Genomic DNA, 21,874 nt, shown 5'->3' with positions numbered 1-21,874 from the left:
CCCAACCCGGCGCCGCCCACGACAGTGGCGGGGCCAGAAGTGAGTCCCTTGAAACCGGCGCCGTCGGGGGCGATCACTTGGGTGGGGCGGCGGTTGTCGTCGTAGTCGGTGCGGGTGCGGGCGCCTGCCGGGTCGATGTGTTCGATTAGGCGGAGGTCGGCGTTGAAGATGAACGTGGTTGCCGCGCCGAGGGAATCGGTGTGGATGGTGCGGTGGGTCGTGGCGTCGGGGGTGGTGAAGTAGTCGAAGGTGGCGTTGAGGATGTTTGAGTTGCCGTGCTGGGCTACGACCCGGCCTTCGGTGTCGTAGGTGTTGAGCATGCGGTTGCCGTTGGAATCGGTCCAGCCGGTCAGGCGATGGGCGTCGTCGTAGGAGTAGTGGGTGGTGGCGCCGACACCGTTGGTGACCGACACCAACTCACCGGCCTCGTAGGCGAAAGCCCGCACCTGCGTGAGGATCTCGCTGTCGCTGTCGCTGTCGCTGTCGCTGTCGCTGCTACTGCCGCTGCTGCTGCTGCAGCCGCTGCTGGTGGTTGTGCCGCTGCTGCTGGTGGTTGTGCCGCTGCTGCTGGTGGTGCCGCCGCTGCTGGTGGTGCTGCTGCTGTCGCTGCTGGTGGTGCTGCCGCTGCTGCTGCTGCTGTCGCTGCTGGTCGTGCTGCCGCCGCTGCTGCTGGTGCTGGCGCTGTAGTTGTTGGCGCCGCGGGCGTGACTGTCGTAGTCGGTGGGGTCAGTGCCGCCGGGATCGCCGCCGCTACGGCCTGCGCCGGTTTCAAGGGACTCACTTCTGGCCCCGCCACTGTCGTGGGCTGCGCCGGGTTGGGCGTGCCCACGGTGCGTGGCGGCACCCGGGCTCGTGTCGGTAGTGGCGCTACCGGTGTCGGCGGAGCCCGCATCGGTGGTAATTGCAGGGCCGACGACCGCGAGTGCGGTGACGCGCCCGTCCTCGGTGCTCACCCGCACCCGATACCCGCCGGTGTGGGTGATTTCCACCGGTGCGCCGTCGCGGTCGTAGTGGAAGCGGATGCGATTGTGGTGGCGGTCGGTGATCGCGGAGATGGCGTAGTTGCCGAGGAGCGCATCGAGCCCGCCGAGGGCGGGGGCGGGGGTGAAGTGCCAGGTGAGTTCGCGGTCGGGGTCGTAGACGCGGTAGCCGCCGACCTCGGTGCGTGACATCGGCCAGCGTTGGCCGCCGTTGCGGGGCAGGACCGGCTTACCGACTTCGGGGTGCGGGTAGACCAGCAGCAGGCCGTGTTCGCCGATGAAGGTGACGGTGTCGTCTTCGACGACGACGCGCATGTCCAGGGTCGCCGACCAGGACGGGCCGAACCAGCGCCCGAACCGGTAGCTCGAACGGTGCCGCCGCAGCAACACCAGCGGGAGCACCCCGGGCAGTTCGAGATCGGTTTCCGGGAGCAGGAATTCACCGGTCGCGACGTCGACGGGGTCGTTGCATTCGGTGACGTCCTTGGCGTCCTGGGTGTTCTTCGGCCCGCCTTCGGTGGCCTTGTCGCCGACGCCGTCGTCGGCTTTGGCCTGGTCCTGCGGTTTGCCCGGTTGATCTGGAGTGCGTTCCGGATCACCGGTCTTGGAGGGTGTATCGGTGGAGGCGGTGCTGGTGTCGGGAGATTTGTCGCCCGGCTTGCTCGGAGTGTCGGTGTCCTTCGGCTTGGTCGGGGTGTCGGTCGAGGCGGTGGTGGTGTCGGTGGAGGTTTTCTTCGTGCTGCTCGGGCTGTTCTTTCCGGTTTTGCCGAGGACCTTCGTGATGGCCTTCCACGCATTCTTCAGCTTCGCCAGCAGTGGTTTCAGTTTGGCGAAGGTGGAGGCGACCTTGGCGAACAGCCGGGCGATGGTGGTCATCGTCTTGGCGACATAGGTGGCTGCCTGGGCGGCGATGATCGGTGTGGCGGTGCCGAGGGAGAACACCGCCTCGGCGGCCCAGACCGCCAGCCGGCCGACGGTTTGGGCGACGATGTCGCGCACCGTCATCCGCACCGCCGCCACGATCCCGCCGGCCATCTCGATCGCCTGCGATGCCGCCGTTGCCGCCGCGGCGGCTGCCGCCAGTGCATCGGAGGTTTCCGCGGCCCGCGCCCGATACGCCGACGCCGCCGCACCCGACCAATTCGCGATATCCGCCGCGACCGCCGGCTTGTGGGTGTCGACAGCCGCACTGACCTGGGTGGCGACGTTTTCCCAGGTCTTGGCATACGCGGTGATCTGATCGGGGTCGCCGGCCACCCAATCCAACGCATCCTGCAACGGCTCGACGTGCTCGATCAGGAAACCGACACCGAACCCGGCCAGCGTCCCGAACGGATCCACCACCATCGAGGCGACCTCGAGCCCGGCGGCCGCGATCCCGACCCCGGCCTCGATCCACGACCCCGACGAGATCGCATCACCGACATCGGCGACCGACTCGAACAACGTGACCCCGGAATACCACTCGGTCGAATCCTCGGGGGCGGCGATCAGCGGGTTCGACTGCGTGTCGGTCACTGCGACTCCCCGTGACCGGCGGAAGATGGCACGGCGAGCGCCCCGGCCGCGCGCCAATCACGCGAGACCAGTCCAGCAAAACCGGTCACTGCGACACCCCACTACCGGCCGCCCGCACCGCCGCCGAGTTCGAATCATCTGCCTGGGCGAACGAATCCGCCGCCGCCCGCAGCTTCGCCGCGTCCTCGGTCAAGGCCGTCACCGCCGTCTCCAACGCGGTGATCCCCTCGGTCTCCACCGAATCGACGAACAACGGCGGCAGAAACGCGCACAACTTGCCGAACGCGTCCGACGGCGCCGAAACAGCCTTGGCGGCCTCCACCGCCTGCCCCATCGGACCGTTCAAGCCCTCGACATTCGAGGCGTGGGTGCGCAATTCGTCGGGCTGAACCTGCACCGGCTGTGCGTCGGACATCGACATCCCCCCGTCTAGCTACAGAACTGTTCGTCGATATTACCGATCTACACCAACCAACCTCGCTCGTTGCGCTGCTGGTAGTGCAGGTCGTCGCCGTCGACGGGGTTCGGGCCGGAGCCGGGCCGCCACCCCGCACCGGCGACCACAGCGCCCGGCGATGCCGTCTGCCTGGCCTCGCGCCAGAACGTGAGGCCGCGCTCGGCCTGGCGAGTGTCCGGGTGGTCCGGGCCGAGAAGCCGCAGGCGCCGCACATGCAGCGCTTCGTATTCGGTCACCGCACCTTCGGTATCGCCGACGAGGCCAAGCCATGCGGCCAGATTCTCCTGCGCGAGCAGCGTTTTCGGGTGATCGGGCCCGAGGATCCGGCGCCGCTGCGAAACCTGCTGCCGGTACTCCGCTACGGCTCCCTGCGGGTCACCGCTCGCCCCGTGCCAGAAGGCGAGGCTGGCGCGTGTCCGCAGAGTGTCGGCATGATCGGCCCCGAGCACCCGTTGCCGTTGTTCGAGCAGGATGCGGTAGTGGCCGACCGCGCTGTCGACGTCACCGGTACGGGCCAGCCAGTAGGCGAGATCGCTTCTCGTCGTGAGAGTGTCGGTATGATCCGGCCCGAGTGAAGCCGTCCGGTCGGCCAGTAGCGTCGTGAAGCCGCGCACAGCCTGTTCGGGCTGTCCGCTCTTGCCGTGCAGCGACGCGACGAGACCGCGCAGGGACAAGATCTCGGGGTGCAGCGGGTCGAGCACCCGCAGACGGGTATCGAGAAGAGCGTCGAGATCGCCGAGCGCGCCGGTGTAATCCCCGGAACGGCCGCGCCACCATGCCAGAGCTCGGATCGTCGCGACGGTGGCGTGATGATCGCGGCCTTGCACCCGCAACCGATCGGTCAGCAGCGCTGTCAACTGCGCGACGGCCGCTTCGGCGTCACCGCTGCACTGAGCCAGTTCACCGCGGGTATCGAGGGTATCCGGATGGTCCTGGCCGAGAACGCGCTCCTGCGCGGCCAGCACAGCGCCGAACCGCGCTACGGCGGCGGCGACATGCCCGCTGTCGCCGAGCCATGTGGCAATCCCCGCGCGGAGTCGGAGAGTGTCGCGATGGTCGGCTCCCAGCGCCTTCTCGAACTCCGGCAACCATGCTGCCCAGCGCTGGTGATTGTCGGCGGCCCGGTCGGTATCGGCCAGGGACAACGACGCAAGCGCGGCCGCCGAGTCGCCCGCCGCGAGGTGGTGGCGTGGCAGCGATGATCGCGCGTAGGCGGCGATCGCAGCTGTGGGCACGGCATCCGGTGCGTCGAGCTGAGTTTCGAGCGCACTGATGATCGCGCGATGGATGCGCCTGTCGTCGGAACCGCGGGGCCCGAGGACACCGGTCAACGCGGACGCGAATTCGGAGTGGATGATGCCGACCGTTTCTTCCGGCAGGCCAGGGCGCCCACGAGCGATGAGCGAACCCAGCTCGACGAGCAGGTCTCGGATTCGCGCCAGCGGTAGGTCGGCCCCGAGGGCCAGCAGCGCCGATCGGAGCACCGGAATCGGCAGGCTCGGCCCGATTCCGGCGGCGAGCAGGATCCGTATGGTGGTGTCGAGGACGCCCCGATCGGCACAACGGCGTTCGGCGATCTCCAGTCTGACCCTGATGAGCTCGCTGAGACCGGCCTGCCCGGGCAGGGCGCCTTCGTCCTCGGCGGCGATTTCGGTGAGCAGCCTTCCGAGGAGCCAGCCGCCGGCATCGAGGGCTTCCACCAGGTGGTCGAGCGTTGCGGAAGCATCGCGGATCCCTCTGGCGGCGAGGGCATCCTGCAGGTCGGTGCGGGTCGGTGCGGCGACATGGATACGGGTAGCGTGACGCAGTTCGTCGCCGGTGTCGGGCTCGGTACCTGTGCGGACGCCCGCGATGACATGCACAGGCGGCCGGTCCGGGTGGTCCGTCGTCAGTTGCCGGATGGCTGCGACAATGATGCTTCGCGCCCCCGGCTCGGGCTGGTCGAGGCCGTCGATGACGACGGTGACGCGTCGCCGGCAGCGGCGCAATGCACGCGCGATGTCGACATCGAAACCGGTGAGGTTCGCTCGCTCCGCACTGGTGAGTTCGTTCTGCGCAGCCTCACGTGCGGCGGTGTAGCCGGGCACTCTGCCATGCAGCTGGTCGACGATGTCGGCGGTGAGCGAATCGAGGGTGCTGGTGATGTCGAGGAAGACCGCGGCGGTGACGTACTTTTCGTTGATGTCCAGCTCGTCCACGAGATTCGGGCGGATCAACAGCGACAGAACTGTTGATTTGCCTGCGCCGGCGGGACCGTGCACCAACCGTAGGGGCGCGGGCCGGGCATTCAGTATGGCCTGGAGCGCCTCGCGGACAGTGGTGGTGATCAGCACTGCGGTGGTGAGCTGATCGACGAACCCCGCCGCTGCGTGGCCGGTGACGGCATGGCGATGCAGCGCTTGGTTGGGCACCAGCCACAGCCCCCGGTCGCCGAGGTTCGTCCGGATCGGCGAGCCTCGGGTGTGGGAGGTGTGGTGCGGGATCTGCCTCGGGCATCGCTGAGCCAGTGCGTCGACGAAGTCCGCGCACAGCAGCTGCGAGCCGGCGGTCGGCATTCCGGCGTCGAACATGTCGAGGAGGGTGCGGGTGAAGCATCCGTCGTAGGCGTTGTGGTCGCCCGAGGCGACCAGCAGTTCGAATCGGCCATCCACGGCCAGCATCTCCGGCCAGCGCGCTCCCGCGCCCGCCACGGCTTCGCCTGCCTCGCAGGCGTCCACGAGCACGATGAGTCCATCCAGCGACGGGTATTCGCCGAGGCGTTCCCTGATGGTCTGTGTCAGATGGATGGCGGTGTCGGAGTCCGCGCCTCGCGCCGGCGAGTCCTGGGCCAGCAGGCGAAAATCGGCGGTGCCAGAGGATGTCCCGTGCCCGAGAAAGAACAGCAGCAGGGTTGCGTTCGACACGTCGGCTGTTGCGAATGCCCGCTTGATCGCCGTTTTCAGCTCCGTGACGGTGGGATTCAGCACCAGCCCGGTGTCGATCACCGGTTGCCAGCCGCCTCGCCGGGTCACGGCGGAGTGGAACTCGGCGGCCAGTTCTTCGAAGAAGTTCCGCGGGGGCAGCGCGGCGCATTGCGATCCCACGATCAGCGCTACCCGATTCGCCACTATGCCACTATGAAGGCCGGGGGTGCTGCGGCACAACCGAATCCATTCATCTGGCTCGTTAGGGACTGGCGATGGCAACGATCGTGCTCGTGCACGGGATCGCGCAGGAGCAGTACTCCGCCGACACCTTGGAAGCCGCGTGGCTGCCCGCGCTCGCCGGCGGCGTCCGGACCAGCGGTGCTCATGCGTTGGCGGATCTGTTGTGGCGGCACCGGGCCGACGGCCGCATCGACACCCGCATGGCCTACTACGGCGATCTCTTCCTCAGCGCGGGCGCACAGGGCGGCCCGTCATCCGATCCCGGCGACGATGTCGCAGCGGAGCTCACCGAGAGCCTCGCCCGAGCGTTGCTCGAGAATGCGGCGGCATTCGCGGCGGATCCGCGTGATCGCGCTGAGGCTGCGCGCCGGCTGGGGCAACTCGATCCGCACGGTGAAGCGCAGGGAGCGCGTTCGGCGCTGCGTCCGGCGTTGAACGGGTTGGCGGCCCTTCGCTGGTTCGCACCGCTCGGCGTCGGGGTGGCCGGCCGCACTGTGTGGCGCGCTTTGTCGCAGGTCACCCGGTACCTCGGCGATGAACGGGTGCGCGCCGAGGCCCAGTCTCGGGTGCGCACGCAGATCGGTCCGGACACCCGGTTGGTGATCGGTCATTCGCTGGGTTCGGTGGTCGCCTATGAAGCGTTGCACCACTGCGAGCATCCGGTCGCGCTGCTCACCTTGGGTTCGCCGCTGGGGCTGCGCACCGTCGTCTATGACCTCCTGCGGCCAGCGCCACCCACTGTTCCTGTGGCGGTCACCCGATGGGACAACCTCGTCGACCGCGATGATCTCGTCGCTGCCCGCGTCGATCTCGCCGAACTCTTCCCGGCCGCGGCCGGTTCCACTGTCCTACCGGTCACCGCGCCCCTGGTCGACAACGGGGCCAAACCGCACGATGCGACGCACTACCTCACCAAATCCGAGGTCGGAGGGATCGTCAGTGCGGTTCTCGGGCCTGCTGCCGGAGACCGCTGGGTCCGTTGAGGATGAAGCAGGTGATCGGCACGGTCGGCTGCTCGATCTCCACCAACCACCCACGCTCGTTGCGCTGCTGGTAGTACAGGTCGTCGTCTTCGACCGGTCGGGAACGCGCGGCGGCGGGGGCTCGGAGGCGCGGAATCGCGCGAAGTTTGCAGAGTGAGATATTCGAATTGACTGCGAGTCATGGAAAGTGGCCTTTGTCGAGGGCATGTGGGCATGACGCGATATGTGAAATCGGGCGGTGGATACCCGGCGGGACAGCGGGAATCGGTAGTGCCGAACGGGCGCGAAAAGTATTGTCGCCGGGTAGTTCGCAGTGAATACCGAAGGGAATATTCCGCGCGGAATATTCGGCCTGGTTCGACGGTGGATCGCATAGGTCGGGTTATTCGCTCAAGTACTTCTCGATGCCGTCCAGGCGGTCTGCGCGGAACAACTCGACGCCGTCGGCCGCATCGAGCAACGCCCACTGATCCTCGTCCGGAACGGGGATCAGTTGGTAGCCGGCGCGGCGGGCGCGCGCGGTGAGGAAGCGCAGTCGCGCGGCGGTCGCTCGGTCGGTGTGCGGGTGCTCGTTCACTGGCCTCGGCTCCTGTTCTCGGCGTCGGGCTGCCAGTTGCGCAGGGCATCGGCGAACCGGGTCAATGTTCGAGTATCGGTGATGATCGGGCAGTTCAGCGGCTGTTTCGGCGACGGTACCCCGGACCGGCCGGGGATTCGTCGCGGTAGTGACGTGCTCACGAGTGCCTCCGGATGCGTGGTTCAGAAACCCATATGCGGACGGTCGGCGGGAACCATGCGGCGATCCGCGACCAGCCGCGCCTTCGCCTGCTGCTTGACCGCACAGACCGAGACCAGACAGTCGATGTGCACCTGCATCACCAGATGCGCCTCGCCCACGGTCATGGACGACACCCGCTGATGATCGAGCACGGGATCTCCGAACATCGTTGCACCTCTCAACTGTCGAAACACGGATGAAGGAAAGTGCCCGGCGGTATCACCGAATGCGCGGTGCGGACCCGGCGCGCCGTGCGGAGGGGCATCGGCCGCGACGCGCTGTCCTATTCACCGCCGGACACGCAGTAAGTAAACACCGAGATTTCGTGTTTTTGGCGTGTCTGTATGCAATTGGCGCACAATGAATTTGATCCACCTGGACCGGTTGCTCCGAGTTAAATGACCGTTCCATCTGAGTTGACATGACGGTGAGCGAAGCTAACGAAAGGTGATGTTCGTGCCCGTGGAATCGAGTCCTTCGACCCTGCCGCGACGAGTGCTCGGACGGCGGTTGGTCCAATTGCGTGAGTCACGCGAACTGAGTCGTGCACTCGCTGCGCGCCGGGTTCAGATGGGCACACAGACGCTGTGGCGCTTGGAGTCCGGGCGCAGCAGTGAAGTGAAGCGGATGGTGATCAACGCGCTGTGCGATCTGTATGAGTCGAGCGCAGACGAACGGCGCGAGCTGCTGTGGTTGGCGGAGGAAGCGAAGAAGGATGGGTGGTGGCAGTCGTATGTCGATGCGATGGTTCCCGAAGTCAAGCTGTATCTCGACCTCGAGCGAGCTGCCTCCACGGTCACCACGTGGCAGTCGGTGGTTGTGCCAGGGCTTTTGCAGATTCCGGCTTATCGGAGGGCAATGTGGGAGGTGTTCAATTCGCAGGGCCGCGCGGTGGACGGCGATCAAGAAATCGACCTTGTGGCCGAGCGGCAAGCCAGACTCGACGATGTCGACGGCTTTACGCTGAATGTGCTCCTGTGGGAGTCTGCGTTGTGTCACCGCATCGGCGATATCAGGGCCATGGCCGACCAGGTGGAGCACCTGATCGAAGCGAGTGAGCGGCCGAATGTGTCGATCCGCGTGGTCGAGTTCTCGGCTCCGAGCCATCTCGGCCTGATGACCAAGGACTTTGTGTACCTGGAGTTTCCGGAGCATCTGAACCCCGTGCTGAGTGAGCCGCCGGTGGTGTATGTGGAGGGTTACATGGGGGACCTCTACCTCGAGAAGCCTCGGGAAATCGAGCGCTATCAAGCCGCGTGCGCCAACATTCGGCAGGTAGCGTTGAGCGAGCGAGACACGCAGGGCATGCTCGAGGGGCTACTGAAGGAGTACCGATCGTGAATATCGACTTGGCCGGTGCGGTTTGGTTCAAGAGTAGTCGCAGCACCACCGGAAAGGAGTGCGTCGAGGTCGCCCACCTCGGGTCCGGCAAGGTCGGCCTCCGTGACTCGAAGAACCCGACCGGCCCCGCCCTGGTCTTCGGTCCGGACGAATGGGATGCCTTCTTGACGGGCATAGCAGCGGGCAGGTTCGATCGGTCCTCCTGACATTCGAGTCAGCAGTGATCAGCTGGGCGGCGTCGGGTCGTTCGTTGCGCTCCGAGTGGGCGATTCGGCGCGCACCCGCCCGGCGCCACGGGCCGGTTATCTGATCGGCTGACGCCGGAGAACCGTGCTCGGGCAACACCGATGGTCTCATGGTCAGAACGGCCGCACTGCCATCTGGATACGATGTGGCAAATCCCGGCCGTGATCGGCGCGCACCTCGTATCGTTGAGGGTGCGACCCGCCACCAGGAAAACTGTTCGGGCCCAGCGTATCCCCAGCGTCACGTGTTTTGCGGGTATCTCGACGGGATACCCCGGTGGCAGTGCAGGGCGATGCCGGAAGTACCCGTAGGCGCGGCGGTGGGCCGTGAGTGAGTTTCACCTGCGGTAATGCCGGAGAGCTCGACCCGGCGCTGCTCGGCTGCTCTTCCCAGCCGTCGAGTGGCGTCCACCCAGCTCCACCGTCATCACAGTTCGGTTCGACGAGAAGCAAGGAGACGGTTATGCAACTGCTGGACTTCTCAGCGAGCCTGATCGACCCGCAGGCGATCGTGGACGCCGGATACGCCGGCGTGATCGGCTACTTCTCAGAATCCCGGCCGGGCACCAACTTCGGCGCCAAACCCCTCCGCCGCGACTACTGCGACGCACTGCGCGCACACGGGCTGGAAATCGTCTCCAACTACCAGTACGGCAAAGGCGACACCTCCGACTGGCTGGGCGGCTACGACGCGGGAGTCCACCACGCGCAGATCGCCATGCGCTACCACACCGAGGCCGGCGGACCGCCGCGACGACCGATCTACGCGCCGGTCGATGCCAACCCCACCCTGCAACAGTGGAACGACCTGATCGCGCCGTTCCTGCGCGGCTGGGCCAGTGTGGTCGGACTCGAATGGACCGGCATGTACGGCAATGCCCGCTGCATCGAATGGGCGCTGGAAGACGATGTCGCCCGGTGGTTCTGGCAACACAACTGGTCCGGTGACCCGGCCCTCAATGTCGACCATCCCGCCGCGCACATGCACCAGATCGAGATCGACGCCCGACAAGTGGGAGGAGTGACCGTCGATGTGAACACGGTGCTGAAACCCGATTTCGGGCAGTGGTCGCTGGCGAGCTCGGCGCCCGCCCCCGAATTCCGTGAAATCAACGAGATCGGCGTGTCCCCGAACTGGCACTCCCGGGAAGGCACGCCGGTGCTGTGGTGGCTGCTGCACACCCAGGAAGGCAACGGCACCGCCGAATCGCTGGCGAACTACCTGCAGAACCCGAACAGCGGCGTCTCCTACCACTACACCATCGACAATTCGGTGACCGTGGTGGACGTCATCGACACCGACGTCGCGTCCTGGTCGGTGCTCGACGCCAACAATCGTTCGATCAACCTGTGCTTCGCCGGCAGCCGCGCGGCCTGGTCGCGGCAGCAGTGGCTGGACAACATGGGGCGCGCCATCGACGTCGCCGCCTACCTGGCAGTGCAGGACAGCCGCCGATACGGCTTCCCGGCGCGCATCATCTCACCCGCGGAACTCGGCGCCGGACGGCCCGGCATCGCCGACCACTACGCGGTCACCGAAGGGCTCGGCGTCGGCTCGCACACCGACGTCGGCCCGAACTTCCCCTGGGACGTCTTCTCGACGGCAATTACCAAGTACGCGAATGGAGCTGACATGTCCTTCCTCGAAGAAACCCTCACCAACTACCGAGGCGATACCGTCACCGTCGGCACCCTGCTGCACTACCTCGACAAACACGTCGGCCTCACCCTCGACCAGGTCGCCGGCCCCGACACCTCCCGAGGCGCGGACTTCCCCGGCTGGGAAGCCCTCGGCGGCCGCACCGTCGTCGAAGCCCTCGCTGCCATCGGCGAAAAACTCGGCATCGAAGGCTTCGGCAACCCCACCTGACCCGATTGGGTGGGGTCCGCTGCGACCACGCCGCCGTCAGCGGTATTCGGTGGCCAAATCGGTGTAATCACGCCACTTCGGCATCGGCTGAGTACACAGGTAGGCAGTGAAACGGTCGAGCAGGTATTGCCAGCGGGGGCCGACCTTCGCGGCATCGTCGGGGTGGACGTGGCGGCGGACGAGTTCGAGGTTGGTCACCACGCCGACCTGGCTCAGACGCAGCTCGAGGGCGCCGTCGCCGTCGATCCGGGCGTGGAGTTCGTTCGGTGCCGAGCAGTGATCGATGTGCACGGTGAGGGGGCCGGGGACGGGACCGTCGTCGGGTTCGATGACGAGGTCGGTGCCGGTGCCCGAGACCGCTCCGAACCAGCGCACGAGCTGGCGGGCCTCGGTGCAGGCCGCCCACACCCCGAGCACAGGATGCCGGAACGACCGTAGGTAGTGCAGAAGTACCAGCTCGTCGGGGCAATCGTGTTCCGGCCGCACTTCGCCGAGCATCGACGTCGTCGTCATCGGTGTACCTCCCGCGGTTCGCTGTCGCTGTCGAGAGTATTTCCCGTGGGCGGCTCGCGAATCGTTATTCGGTGCAATCGCTTACCGGTCGGCGCGTCGTGCCCACCCACCCGTCAGCGAGAGACGAGTTCGAGGGCGGCGGCCTCGATGGCGGTGTCGTCGAGCAGGACCGTGCTCGCGGCCGGCCCGAGCGGAACGAAACTGTCGGCGCTGGTCACCCGGGCGATGCGACCGGTGAATCCGGCGTCGAGCAGGGCCGCGAACACCGATTCGGAGACGCCCCCGCTGCGCCGGGTCTCGTCGGCGACCAGCACTCGGCCGGTGATCGCGGCGTGATGGAGCAGATCGTCGTGGGGGAGCGGGGCCAGCCAGCGCAGATCGACGACCCTGGCGTCCACGCCACGCGCGGCCAGCCTGCGCGCGACACGCACGCTCATCGGCACGCCGTTGCCGAAGGTGACGATGGTCAGGTCGGCACCGTCGCCGTAGGTCCTGGCCCGGCCGATCGGCACATGCCAGGGTGCGCTCGCCGGGGCGAGCCAGCCGCCGTCCTCGGATTCGTGCAGGTCACGGCGGTGATAGAGGGCGATCGGCTCGATGATGACACACACCCGCCCGTCCACCCTCGCCGCCGACACACAGGTGCGCAGCAGCGCGGCAGCATCGTCGGCACGGGCGGGTACCGCCACCACGAGGCCGGGGATATCGCGGAGCGCGGCGACGGAATTGTCGTTGTGGAAGTGGCCGCCGAAACCGCGCTGATACGCCAGCCCGGCGACCCGCACCACCATCGGATTGCGGTAGCGGCCTTCGGAGAAGAACTGCAAGGTCGCAGCCTCACCGCGCAACTGGTCGAGCGCGTTGTGCACGTACGCCAGGTACTGGATTTCCGGGATCGGCACGAAACCGGCGAGCCCGGCGCCGAGCGCGGTGCCGAGCACGCTCTGCTCATCCAGCAGTGTGTCGAATACGCGCCGCCCCCCGAAATCCTTGCGCAGCCCCTTCGTGACGCCGTAGACCCCGCCCTTGCGGCCGACGTCCTCCCCGAACACCAGGAGGTCGCTGTCGCGGGCGAGCAGGGCGCGCAAGGTGTGGTTGATGCCCTGCGCGAGAGTCAGCGGGAGATGTTCGGCCGGGCCGGTGGCCACAGCGGCGGCGGGAGCGCCGGTACTTCGCTCGACGTCGGCCTGCACCAGGTCGGGATGCGCCGGCGCGAGCGGCGCCATCACCTGTGCCGCGGAAGCGAGCTTCGGGGCCTTCGCGAGATCTTCCGCTACCTCGGCGACCCGTCCGGCGATCGCGTCGTATCGAGCCAGAACCTCATCGGGGGTACAGATTCCGATGGTGATCAGCATGCGCGCGGTGGCGGCGACCGGGTCGCACTCGGCGTCGGCGGCGATCGCGGTGGGAGCTCGGTAGGCGGTTTCGACATCGGAACCGGCGTGGCCGAGCAGGCGCACCGTGCGCAAGCGCAGGAAAGCCGGGGCGCGGTGCGTGCGCACCCAATGCACGGCATCGTTCGCGGTGGTGAAGGCGTCGAGCAGATCGCACCCATCGGCGTCGAAATACCGCAGGCCCCGCCGCTGACCGTAGGCGGTGGCGATCCAGTCCGGTGGCGTCGGCACGCTGATGCCGATGCCGTTGTCTTCGCAGACGAAAAGGATCGGTAGACCCACACCGAGATGCGCGGTGTGCACGGCGGCGTTGATCGCACCCGTCGCGGTCGAATGATTGGCGGACGCGTCGCCGAAAGTGCACAGCACCACCGCATCCCGCGGCCATTCCCGCGCGACGCCGAGCCGCACGCCACGGTCGAGCGCGAACGCCAACCCCACCGCTCGAGGCAGATGTGAGGCAATGGTCGAGGTCTGCGGGATCACCGCCGCGGCCTTGCTGCCGAACACCTTGTGCCGGCCCCCGGAGATCGGATCCGCCGACGCCGCGACAACGCCGAGCAATACCTCCCGGACCGGATCCAGCCCGTCCACCTGCCGAGCCCGCTGCACGAAGAACGCGCCCGACCGGTAGTGCAGCAACGCCGGATCATCGACCCGCGTCGCCATCGCCAACGCCGCGTTCCCCTCATGCCCCGAGGATCCGATGCTGTAGTAACCGAGCCCCGCCCGACCCAGCCGCCGAGCCGCGAGATCCAGCTGCCGACTCGTCACCTGCGAATCGAACAGCTCCACGCACCCACCGGCGCTGATCCCAGGAGCCACCATCTCCTCGGGAGCCCGCTTCACCCCGGGCACGGCCGCCCGCACTGCGGCTCGGAACCGCTGCTCGAGCTCCTGCTCACTCATCCCCGCGCCCCGCCGATGTCCCGCGCGCTCATCACCGAGCGCTGCGACCGCTCGATGTCACAGGTCATGATCGCCAGCCTACGACCGTCCGGCGTCCTGCTGCCCGCGCCGCGCGGGGCCGCACCGTCGGCGCCGGGCCGGGGAGCAGGCGGGCGTATGCGATTTCGGCGAGGGCGGCGACGCCGGACAAGAGTATTATTTTCCCTGTTCAACCCCGCCCCACGGCGCGGAAGTGACCTGCCGGAGGGCAGGGACTCCTCCGTCGGCCGGTTCCGCCGCAGTGGTCGTCGAAGAGCCATCACGTACGGAGGCAACGATCATGGGCATCGCCACGAGCATGCGGGAGTATCTCGACGGGCTGCACGTCCACTACGACGTGAGCACACACGACAGGACATCGACATCGGCCCGAACCGCACAGGCCGGGCACATCCCCGGCCGGCAGCTGGCCAAAGGGGTCGTGCTGAAGAAGAACGGCGGCTATATGGTCGCCGTGCTTCCGTCGAACCGCCTCATCGATCTGGCCGAGACCGGTGACGTGGTCGGCGAAAAGGTGCGGCTGGCGTCCGAGGCGGAGGCCTCGGCACTGTTCCCGGACTGCGACACCGGCGCCATCCCCGTGGTCGCCGGGCCCTACCACGTGCCCTGCGTGGTCGACGACCAACTCGACCAGCGCGAGGACATCTACTTCGAGGGCGGCGACCACAGCACCCTCGTGCACGTCTCCGGCGCCGACTTCGCCCGGCTGACGTCGAGCTATCCGCACGGGCACATCACTATTTGAGCGAGCGCGGGTCCGAAGCTGTGCGGTAGTGCGCGCCCGTTACCGCAGCGAGCCGGCTGCGGCCCGGTCGAGCATCCACGTGGTCGACTCCGAACCGGAGGCACCGGCGGCGGGGATGTCGACCGGTTCGGCGCCGGCCAGCGCGGCCGCGACGGCATCGGCCTTCGCCCCACCGGCCACCACGAGCACCACGTGCCGGGCGTGCCGGATCGCGGGCAAGGTCAGGGTGACGCGCACCGGGGGCGGCTTGGGGGAGTCGGTCACCGCGACGACCAGTTCGTGTTCCTCGCGCACCGCATCGGTATCGGGGAACAGCGAATTGATGTGGCCCTCGCCGCCCATCCCGAGCAGATGCAGGTCGAAGGCACCGTGCTCGGCGAGGTGGGCGTGTACGGCGGCAGAGTATTCGGCCGCCGCGGCCACCGGGTCGGGGTATTCGCCGTCGGAGGTCGCCACCGGATGCACCCGGTGCGGATCCACCGCCACATGATCGAGCAGCGCCTCGCGGGCCTGCTGGTCGTTGCGTTCGGCATCGCCCGCCGGGACGAACCGCTCATCGCCCCAGAACACATCCAGGCGCGACCAGTCGATGTCGCCGGGCGTCTCGCGGACCTTCGTCAACAGGTCGATGCCGGTGCCGCCGCCGGTGAGCACCACCGACGCCGAGCCGCGCTCGGCCTGCGCCGCCACCACCACGCCGACGAACCGTTTCGCCGCCGCCGTCACCAGCGCGTCGGCGTCGGGATGCACCTCGACGGTATCGCCGGGGAACTGCGAATCGGTGCTACTGGACATAGGTCACCCTTTCGATGCCGGCCAGTGCCTCGGCATAGATGTCGTCGGCGTCGAGCCGGCGCAGCTCCTCGGCGAGGCAGTCCCGAGCTTCCCTGCGCGCCAACGCGATCCGCTGATCCGGTTCCCCGGTGCGGGTGAGCGTGGCGGTGACACCGGTCTGCGGGCGGGTGATGCCGATCGACACCGTGGGCCGATGCAGTTCCACCCGCAGCTCCCCGGTGCGCCGGTACACCGGGCAGTGCAGGCGCCCGGCCAGCCAACCGGCCAGGATGTCGAGGGCCGGTTCGTCGCGCAGTCCCGACACCGTCACCGATTCGACCGGCTCGAACGGCGGCTCGTCCATCGCGGCCGCGAGCAGCGCACGCCAATAGGTGATCCGGCTCCACGCCAGATCGGTATCGCCGGAGGCGTAGGAATGGCTGCGCTTCTTGATGGTGGCCTGCGGATCGGCCGCGAAGGTGGCGTCGGTGATCCGCCGGGCGGCCAACCGGCCCACCGAATCCTTGGACGGGTACTCCGGCGCTCCACGCGGCCACCACGCCACCACCGGTGTGTCCGGCAGCAGGAACGGGATGACGACGCTGCTCTCGTGATTGATCAGTTGCCCCTGCAACCGCAGCACGATCACCTCGGCCGCGCCCGCGTCCCCGCCGACGCGGATCTGGGCGTCCAACCGGGTCTCGGCGTCGCGGTCGCCGCGCGCCAGCACGACCACCCGGCAGGGATGTTCACGGCTGGCGTCGTTGGCGGCGTCGATCGCGTCCTCGGCCTCGGAGCTGTCCAGCGTGCACACCACCAGGGTGAGCACCCGGCCCATGGTGATCACACCGTTGCTCTCACGCAGCTTCACCAGCCGTTTGGTGACTTCGCCGGTGGTGGTGTCGGGCATGTCGACGATCACGGGCGCCGCCATTCCCGGCCGGTGCGGGCCAGCATCTCATCGGCCGATTCGGGTCCCCAGGTGCCGGCCTCGTACTGTTCGGGTTTGCCGTTCGCCGCCCAGTGATCCAACACCGGATCCAGGATGCTCCAGGACAATTCGACCTCCGCGTTCACCGGGAACAGCGACGGCACCCCGAGCAGCACATCCAGGATGAGCCGCTCGTAGGCCTCGGGGGAGGACTCGGTGAACGCCTCGCCGTAACTGAAATCCATGTTGACATCGCGCACCTCCATCCCGGTCCCCGGCACCTTGGACCCGAACCGCATGGTGATGCCCTCATCCGGCTGAATCCGCATCACCAGGGCGTTCTGCCCCAGTTCCTCGGTCATGGTCTGGTCGAAGGGCAGATGCGGCGCCCGTTTGAACACCACCGCGATCTCGGTGACGCGCCGGCCCAGCCGTTTGCCGGTGCGCAGATAGAACGGCACGCCCGCCCAGCGCCGGGTGTTGACCTCCAGGGTCAGCGCGGCATAGGTCTCGGTGCGCGAATCAGGGTCGAAACCCACCTCGTCCAGTAGCCCGACCACCTGCTCACCGCCCTGCCAGCCTGCCGCGTACTGACCGCGCGCGGTGGTCTCGTCCAGCGGTTCGACGAGGGTGGTGGCGGAGAGGACCTTGATCTTCTCCATCTGTAACTGGTTGGGCGCGAAGCTGATCGGCTCCTCCATCGCGGTGAGCGCCAGCAACTGCAACAGATGATTCTGGATGACGTCGCGCGCCGCGCCGATCCCGTCGTAGTAGCCCGCGCGCCCGCCGAGCCCGATGTCCTCGGCCATGGTGATCTGCACGTGGTCGACGTAATTGGCGTTCCAGATCGGATCGAACAACTGGTTCGCGAAGCGCAACGCCAGAATGTTCTGCACCGTCTCCTTGCCGAGATAGTGGTCGATGCGGAACACCGTCTCCTCCGGGAACACCCGGTTGACCAGCGCGTTGAGTTCGCGAGCGCTGTCCAGATCGTGCCCGAACGGCTTCTCGATCACCACCCGCCGCCACGGCGTGCGCCCCTGCACCTGCGCGGGCTTGGCCAACCCGTGCTCGGAGAGCTGATCGAGCACCACCGGGAACATGTCCGGCGGAATCGACAGGTAGAAGGCGTGATTGCCGCCGGTGCCGCGTTCGGCGTCCAGCCGCGCCAGCGTCGCCGCCAGCTGCGCGAAGGCCGCGTCGTCCTCGAAGGTGCCCTGGACGAACCGGATGCCTTCGGACAGGTGATCCCACACCTGCTGCCGAAACGGGGTGCGCGCGTGCGCCTTCACCGATTGCAGCACGATGTCGGCGAAATCGGCGTCGCCCATGTCGCGGCGGGCGAAACCCACCAGCGCGAAACCCGGGGGCAACAGCCCCCGGTTCGCCAGATCGTAGATGGCCGGCATGAGCTTCTTCCGGGACAGATCGCCGGTGACACCGAAGATCACCATGCTGCACGGTCCCGCGATCCGCGGTACCCGCTTGTCCCGTCCGTCGCGCAGTGGGTTACGCCACCCGGCCGTGGTCGCTGCGTGCCCGGTACCGGCCATCTGGGTCAGTTACCCCCGGCCGCGGACAGCTCCTGTGCGGTGGCCGAAAGCAGTTCCTCCCACGACTTCTCGAATTTGTCGACGCCTTCGCGTTCGAGCACCGCGAACACATCGTCGAGGTCGATGCCGACGGCCGCCAGCTTGTCGAACACCTCCTGCGCCGCCGCGGCGGTGCCGGAGACGGTGTCGCCACGGATCTCGCCGTGATCGGCGACCGCTTCGAGGGTCTTCTCCGGCAGAGTGTTGACGGTATTGGGGGCCACCAGCTCGGTCACGTACATGGTGTCCGAGTACTCCGGGTTCTTCACCCCGGTCGAGGCCCACAGCGGCCGCTGACGGTTGGCCCCCATGGCCGCGAGGTGGCTGTAGGTGGAGGTGTGCGCGCCGCCGTCGAAGACGTCCTGGTACTCCGCGTAGGCCAAGCGGGCATTCGCCACACCGGCCTGGCCGCGCAATGCCAGCGCTTCCGGCGAGCCGATCGCCTCGAGCCGCTTGTCGATCTCGGTGTCGACCCGCGACACGAAGAACGAGGCCACCGAATGGATGTAGGCCAGATCGTGGCCGGCGGTGCGCGCCTTGCGCAGACCGTCGAGGTAGGCGCCCATCACCGAGCGGTAGCGGGCCACGGAGAAGATCAGCGTGACATTGACGCTGATGCCCTCGGCGATCACCGCGGTGATCGCGGGCAGGCCCTCCTCGGTGGCCGGGATCTTGATGAACAGGTTGGGCCGGTCGACGATCTTCCACAGCTCCACCGCCTGGGCGACGGTCTTGTCGGCGTCGAAGGCCAGCCGCGGATCGACCTCGATGGAGACCCGGCCGTCCACGCCACCGGTCTGCTCGAACACCGGGGCAAGCACATCGCAGGCCGCGCGGACGTCGTCGGTGGTGATGGTGCGGATGGCCGCGTCGGCGTCGGCACCCTGCTCGGCCAAGGCCGTGACCTGGGCGTCGTAGGCGTGGCCCTTGCTCAGTGCGCCCTGGAAGATGGTCGGGTTGGTGGTCACCCCGACCACGCCGCGGGTCGCGATCAGTTCCGCGAGATTGCCGGAGTTGATCCGGTCGCGGGACAGATCGTCGAGCCAGACCGACACTCCCGCCGCACTGAGGGCGGCGATGTTCTCGTTCTGTGCCATGAGCACTTATCCCTTCACGTTGCTGAGCGTGCGCTGGGCGGCTGCCACCACGGCCTCGGGCGTGAAGCCGAACTCGCGGAACAGGGTCTTGTAGTCGGCGGAGGCGCCGAAGTGCTCGATGGAGACGATCTCGCCCGCGTCACCGGCGAACCGGTGCCACGGCATCGCGATACCGGCCTCGACGGTCACCCTCGCGGCGACCGACGGCGGCAGCACCTCGTCGCGGTAGGCCTTGTCCTGCGCGTCGAACCACTCCACGCACGGCATCGAGACCACGCGGGTGCCGATACCCTGCTCCTCCAGCGTAGTGCGCGCGGCGACCGCGAGCTGGAGCTCCGAACCGGTGGCGATCAAGATCACCTGCGGGGTGCCGGTGGAGGCCTCGGCCAGGATGTAGCCGCCCTTGGCCACACCCTCGTAGCTGGTGCCCTCCAGGATCGGCAGGTTCTGGCGGGTCAGCGCCAGCGCCGACGGGCCGTCCTGATGCGGCATCTCCGAGACGGAGAAATGCGAGCTGTGCTCGCTGCTGTCGCGTTCGAGGATGGTGCGCCAGGCGTAGGTGGTCTCGTTGGCGTCGCCGGGGCGGACCACGTTCAGGCCGGGGATGGCGCGCAGCGCGGCCAGATGCTCGATCGGCTGGTGGGTCGGGCCGTCCTCGCCGAGACCGATGGAATCGTGGGTCCAGACGTAGGTGACCGGAATGCGCATCAGCGCGGCCAGGCGCACGGCCGGGCGCATGTAATCGCTGAACACCAGGAAGGTGCCGCCGTAGGGGCGGGTGGGACCGTGCAGGGCGATGCCGTTGAGGATCGAGCCCATCGCGTGCTCACGCACACCGAAGTGCAGGGTGCGGCCGTACGGGCTGGTCTTCCACATACCGGTGGAGATCGACTCGGGGCCGAAGCTCGGCACGTCCGGCATGGTGGTGTTGTTGGATTCGGCGAGGTCGGCCGAACCGCCCCACAGCTCCGGCAGCACCGGCGCCAGCGCGGCGAGCACCTTGCCGGAGGCCTTGCGGGTGGCCATGCCGGCCGGATCCGGCTCGTAGGTGGGCAGATTCGCGGCCCAGCCCGCGGGCAGATCGCGGTTGGCCAGCCGATCGAACAGCTTCTTGTTCTCCGGGTTGGCCTGCGCCCACGCGTCGAAGCTCTGCTGCCAGTCCTTGTGCGCCTGCTGACCGCGTTCGATGGCCTTGCGGGTGTGCGCGATGACGGCGTCGTCGACCTGGAAGCTCTGCTCCGGATCGAACCCGAGGATCTTCTTGGTCGCGGCCACCTCGTCGCCGCCGAGCGCGGCGCCGTGCGAAGCACCGGTGTTCATCTTGGTGGGCGCCGGGTAGCCGATGACGGTGCGCAGCACGATGATCGACGGCTTGCCGGTCTCGGCCTTGGCCGCCTCGATCGCGGCCTCGATCGCGACGACGTCCTCGCCGCCCTCGACGGTCTGCACATGCCAGCCGTAGGCGGCGTAGCGGGAGGCGACGTCTTCGGTGAAGGCGATGGTGGTGTCGTCCTCGATGGAGATCTTGTTGTCGTCGTAGATCACCACCAGATTGCCCAGCTGCTGGGTGCCCGCCAGTGACGACGCCTCGGAGGTGACGCCCTCCTCGAGATCACCGTCGGAGGCGACGACGTAGATGAAGTGATCGAACGGGCTGGCGCCGGGCGCGGCATCCGGATCGAACAGGCCGCGCTCGCGGCGGGCCGCCATGGCCATGCCGACCGCGGAGGCCAGGCCCTGGCCCAGCGGGCCGGTGGTGATCTCGACGCCGTCGGTGTGCCGGAACTCCGGGTGGCCCGGGGTCAGCGAGCCCCACTTGCGCAGGTTCTTCAGATCGTCGAGTTCGAGCCCGAAACCGGCCAGGTACAGCTGGATGTACTGGGTGAGGCTGGAGTGGCCGCACGAGAGCACGAAGCGGTCGCGGCCGGCCCAGCTCGGATCGGTGGGGTCGTGGCGCATGACGCGCTGGTAGAGCACGTAGGCCAGCGGCGCGAGGCTCATCGCGGTACCGGGGTGACCGTTGCCCGCGTTCTGGACCGCGTCCGCGGCCAGCACCCGGATCGTGTCGACCGCCTTGGTGTCCAGGTCCGTCCAGTCGGCCGGATGGTTCGGCTGGGTGAGGGCGCGGATGTCGTCTGTCACTGACACGACCGAGGTTCTCCTGACATTGGTTTCGTCGACGATGGCGGGGTGGGCGGTGGCATGACGTACGGCAACGCCGAAAAGCGCGTGCCGGATGTATCCACCACCCTAGTTGTGCCCGCCACCGGCCGCGCACGAACCCAGCCGAAATCCGCCGCTCGGCGGCGTGGCGCACGGCCCGGCCCGCCCCGATGATCTGGTCCGCCGGGATCGGCGTGGTCGCTCGCCGTCGTCGGTGCTCGGGAAGTCGGGGCAGCTCGCCGATAGTGTGGCCGCCACCACGAAGCGGTGCCGGATCGCGTGAACTGCCGCTGTTCAGGCCGGGTTCGGGCGGTTACCCCCGGGTGAACGGCACCATGTCGGGGCAGGGGGCGAGGGTCGGGGCGGTAGGGGCGTGGGTCTACCATCGTCTGTAGTAGT

Annotated in this window: 17 protein-coding genes; 5 read left to right on the top strand and 12 right to left on the bottom strand. The window is 67.8% G+C overall.

Features of this window, described 5'->3' with window-relative positions:
* The 3 genes from GV790_RS27320 to GV790_RS27310 form a co-directional block, all read right to left on the bottom strand.
* Window positions 1–2,498: DUF6531 domain-containing protein (locus tag GV790_RS27320; protein ID WP_163817452.1), on the bottom strand; the 2,498-nt coding region annotated here is incomplete at its 3' end.
* 85 nt (window positions 2,499–2,583) lie between these two features.
* On the bottom strand, window positions 2,584–2,913 hold the full coding sequence (locus tag GV790_RS27315; protein ID WP_163817450.1) for a type VII secretion target: 330 nt from the start codon (window positions 2,911–2,913) through the stop codon (window positions 2,584–2,586).
* A gap of 47 nt (window positions 2,914–2,960) precedes the next feature.
* The gene (locus tag GV790_RS27310; RefSeq protein WP_163817448.1) at window positions 2,961–6,062 is read right to left on the bottom strand and encodes a tetratricopeptide repeat protein; all 3,102 of its coding nucleotides are present in this window, start codon (window positions 6,060–6,062) and stop codon (window positions 2,961–2,963) included.
* Window positions 6,063–6,133: 71 nt separating this feature from the next.
* Between GV790_RS27310 and GV790_RS27305 the strand changes: the two genes are divergently transcribed.
* Complete coding sequence (locus GV790_RS27305; RefSeq protein ID WP_163817446.1) at window positions 6,134–7,084, top strand: hypothetical protein; 951 nt, start codon at window positions 6,134–6,136, stop codon at window positions 7,082–7,084.
* 382 nt (window positions 7,085–7,466) lie between these two features.
* Here GV790_RS27305 and GV790_RS27300 read toward each other — a convergent pair whose 3' ends face one another.
* Window positions 7,467–7,661: a hypothetical protein gene (locus GV790_RS27300; RefSeq protein ID WP_163817444.1), complete on the bottom strand. Its 195-nt coding sequence runs from the start codon at window positions 7,659–7,661 to the stop codon at window positions 7,467–7,469.
* 182 nt (window positions 7,662–7,843) lie between these two features.
* Window positions 7,844–8,029, bottom strand: coding sequence for a hypothetical protein (locus GV790_RS27295; protein ID WP_163817442.1), 186 nt, complete (start codon window positions 8,027–8,029; stop codon window positions 7,844–7,846).
* Window positions 8,030–8,318: 289 nt separating this feature from the next.
* Here GV790_RS27295 and GV790_RS27290 point away from each other — a divergent pair, with 289 nt between their 5' ends.
* The 3 genes from GV790_RS27290 to GV790_RS27280 all read left to right on the top strand — a co-directional run bounded on the left by GV790_RS27290 (window position 8,319) and on the right by GV790_RS27280 (window position 11,318).
* Window positions 8,319–9,203, top strand: a complete 885-nt coding sequence (locus tag GV790_RS27290; RefSeq protein WP_163817440.1) for a helix-turn-helix domain-containing protein — start codon at window positions 8,319–8,321, stop codon at window positions 9,201–9,203.
* The gene (locus tag GV790_RS27285) at window positions 9,200–9,409 is read left to right on the top strand and encodes a DUF397 domain-containing protein (protein ID WP_163817438.1); all 210 of its coding nucleotides are present in this window, start codon (window positions 9,200–9,202) and stop codon (window positions 9,407–9,409) included. The genes GV790_RS27290 and GV790_RS27285 overlap by 4 nt, the downstream gene beginning before the upstream one ends.
* Window positions 9,410–9,911: 502 nt before the next feature.
* A complete protein-coding gene (locus tag GV790_RS27280; protein WP_163817436.1) occupies window positions 9,912–11,318 on the top strand; it encodes a glycoside hydrolase domain-containing protein in 1,407 nt (468 codons plus the stop codon).
* A gap of 36 nt (window positions 11,319–11,354) precedes the next feature.
* Here GV790_RS27280 and GV790_RS27275 read toward each other — a convergent pair whose 3' ends face one another.
* A complete protein-coding gene (locus GV790_RS27275; protein ID WP_163817434.1) occupies window positions 11,355–11,831 on the bottom strand; it encodes a hypothetical protein in 477 nt (158 codons plus the stop codon).
* A gap of 113 nt (window positions 11,832–11,944) precedes the next feature.
* Window positions 11,945–14,134, bottom strand: coding sequence for a thiamine pyrophosphate-dependent enzyme (locus GV790_RS27270; RefSeq protein WP_163817432.1), 2,190 nt, complete (start codon window positions 14,132–14,134; stop codon window positions 11,945–11,947).
* 319 nt (window positions 14,135–14,453) lie between these two features.
* Here GV790_RS27270 and GV790_RS27265 point away from each other — a divergent pair, with 319 nt between their 5' ends.
* Entirely contained in the window at window positions 14,454–14,918 is a 465-nt protein-coding gene (locus tag GV790_RS27265) for an aminoacyl-tRNA deacylase (RefSeq protein WP_163817430.1), read from the top strand.
* A gap of 39 nt (window positions 14,919–14,957) precedes the next feature.
* On the opposite strand, the gene pgl is transcribed toward GV790_RS27265, so the two are convergent.
* Genes pgl through tkt form a run of 5 tightly spaced genes read right to left on the bottom strand, consistent with a single transcriptional unit; the run spans window position 14,958 to window position 21,460 of the window.
* Window positions 14,958–15,713 (bottom strand): 6-phosphogluconolactonase, encoded by a 756-nt coding sequence (gene pgl / locus GV790_RS27260; RefSeq protein WP_163817428.1) that lies wholly within the window; start codon window positions 15,711–15,713, stop codon window positions 14,958–14,960.
* Window positions 15,703–16,614: a glucose-6-phosphate dehydrogenase assembly protein OpcA gene (gene opcA, locus GV790_RS27255; protein ID WP_175586017.1), complete on the bottom strand. Its 912-nt coding sequence runs from the start codon at window positions 16,612–16,614 to the stop codon at window positions 15,703–15,705. Before opcA ends, pgl begins: the two co-directional genes overlap by 11 nt.
* A complete protein-coding gene (gene zwf, locus GV790_RS27250) occupies window positions 16,611–18,176 on the bottom strand; it encodes a glucose-6-phosphate dehydrogenase (protein ID WP_163817423.1) in 1,566 nt (521 codons plus the stop codon). Before zwf ends, opcA begins: the two co-directional genes overlap by 4 nt.
* Before the next feature lie 5 nt (window positions 18,177–18,181).
* Window positions 18,182–19,312, bottom strand: coding sequence for a transaldolase (gene tal, locus GV790_RS27245; protein ID WP_163817421.1), 1,131 nt, complete (start codon window positions 19,310–19,312; stop codon window positions 18,182–18,184).
* A 6-nt stretch (window positions 19,313–19,318) separates the two neighbouring features.
* Window positions 19,319–21,460 carry a transketolase gene (gene tkt / locus GV790_RS27240; protein WP_163817419.1) on the bottom strand — a complete coding sequence of 714 codons (2,142 nt, stop codon included), beginning with the start codon at window positions 21,458–21,460 and terminating at the stop codon, window positions 19,319–19,321.
* Window positions 21,461–21,874: the final 414 nt, after the last annotated feature.

Source organism: Nocardia cyriacigeorgica, assembly GCF_010858045.1.
Classification (GTDB): domain Bacteria; phylum Actinomycetota; class Actinomycetes; order Mycobacteriales; family Mycobacteriaceae; genus Nocardia; species Nocardia cyriacigeorgica_E.
The sequence above is the reverse complement of the archived record's forward strand: the minus strand, read 5'-3'. Positions and strand labels throughout refer to the sequence as shown.

Coding starts and splice junctions, on each gene's coding strand:
- GV790_RS27305 (WP_163817446.1), top strand. CDS start 6,134: ATGGCAACGATCGTGCTCGTGCACGGGATCGCGCAGGAGCAGTACTCC.
- pgl (WP_163817428.1), bottom strand. CDS start 15,713: ATGTCCAGTAGCACCGATTCGCAGTTCCCCGGCGATACCGTCGAGGTG.
- GV790_RS27265 (WP_163817430.1), top strand. CDS start 14,454: ATGGGCATCGCCACGAGCATGCGGGAGTATCTCGACGGGCTGCACGTC.
- GV790_RS27270 (WP_163817432.1), bottom strand. CDS start 14,134: ATGAGTGAGCAGGAGCTCGAGCAGCGGTTCCGAGCCGCAGTGCGGGCG.
- GV790_RS27275 (WP_163817434.1), bottom strand. CDS start 11,831: ATGACGACGACGTCGATGCTCGGCGAAGTGCGGCCGGAACACGATTGC.
- GV790_RS27295 (WP_163817442.1), bottom strand. CDS start 8,029: ATGTTCGGAGATCCCGTGCTCGATCATCAGCGGGTGTCGTCCATGACC.
- GV790_RS27280 (WP_163817436.1), top strand. CDS start 9,912: ATGCAACTGCTGGACTTCTCAGCGAGCCTGATCGACCCGCAGGCGATC.
- GV790_RS27315 (WP_163817450.1), bottom strand. CDS start 2,913: ATGTCCGACGCACAGCCGGTGCAGGTTCAGCCCGACGAATTGCGCACC.
- zwf (WP_163817423.1), bottom strand. CDS start 18,176: ATGGCCGGTACCGGGCACGCAGCGACCACGGCCGGGTGGCGTAACCCA.
- tal (WP_163817421.1), bottom strand. CDS start 19,312: ATGGCACAGAACGAGAACATCGCCGCCCTCAGTGCGGCGGGAGTGTCG.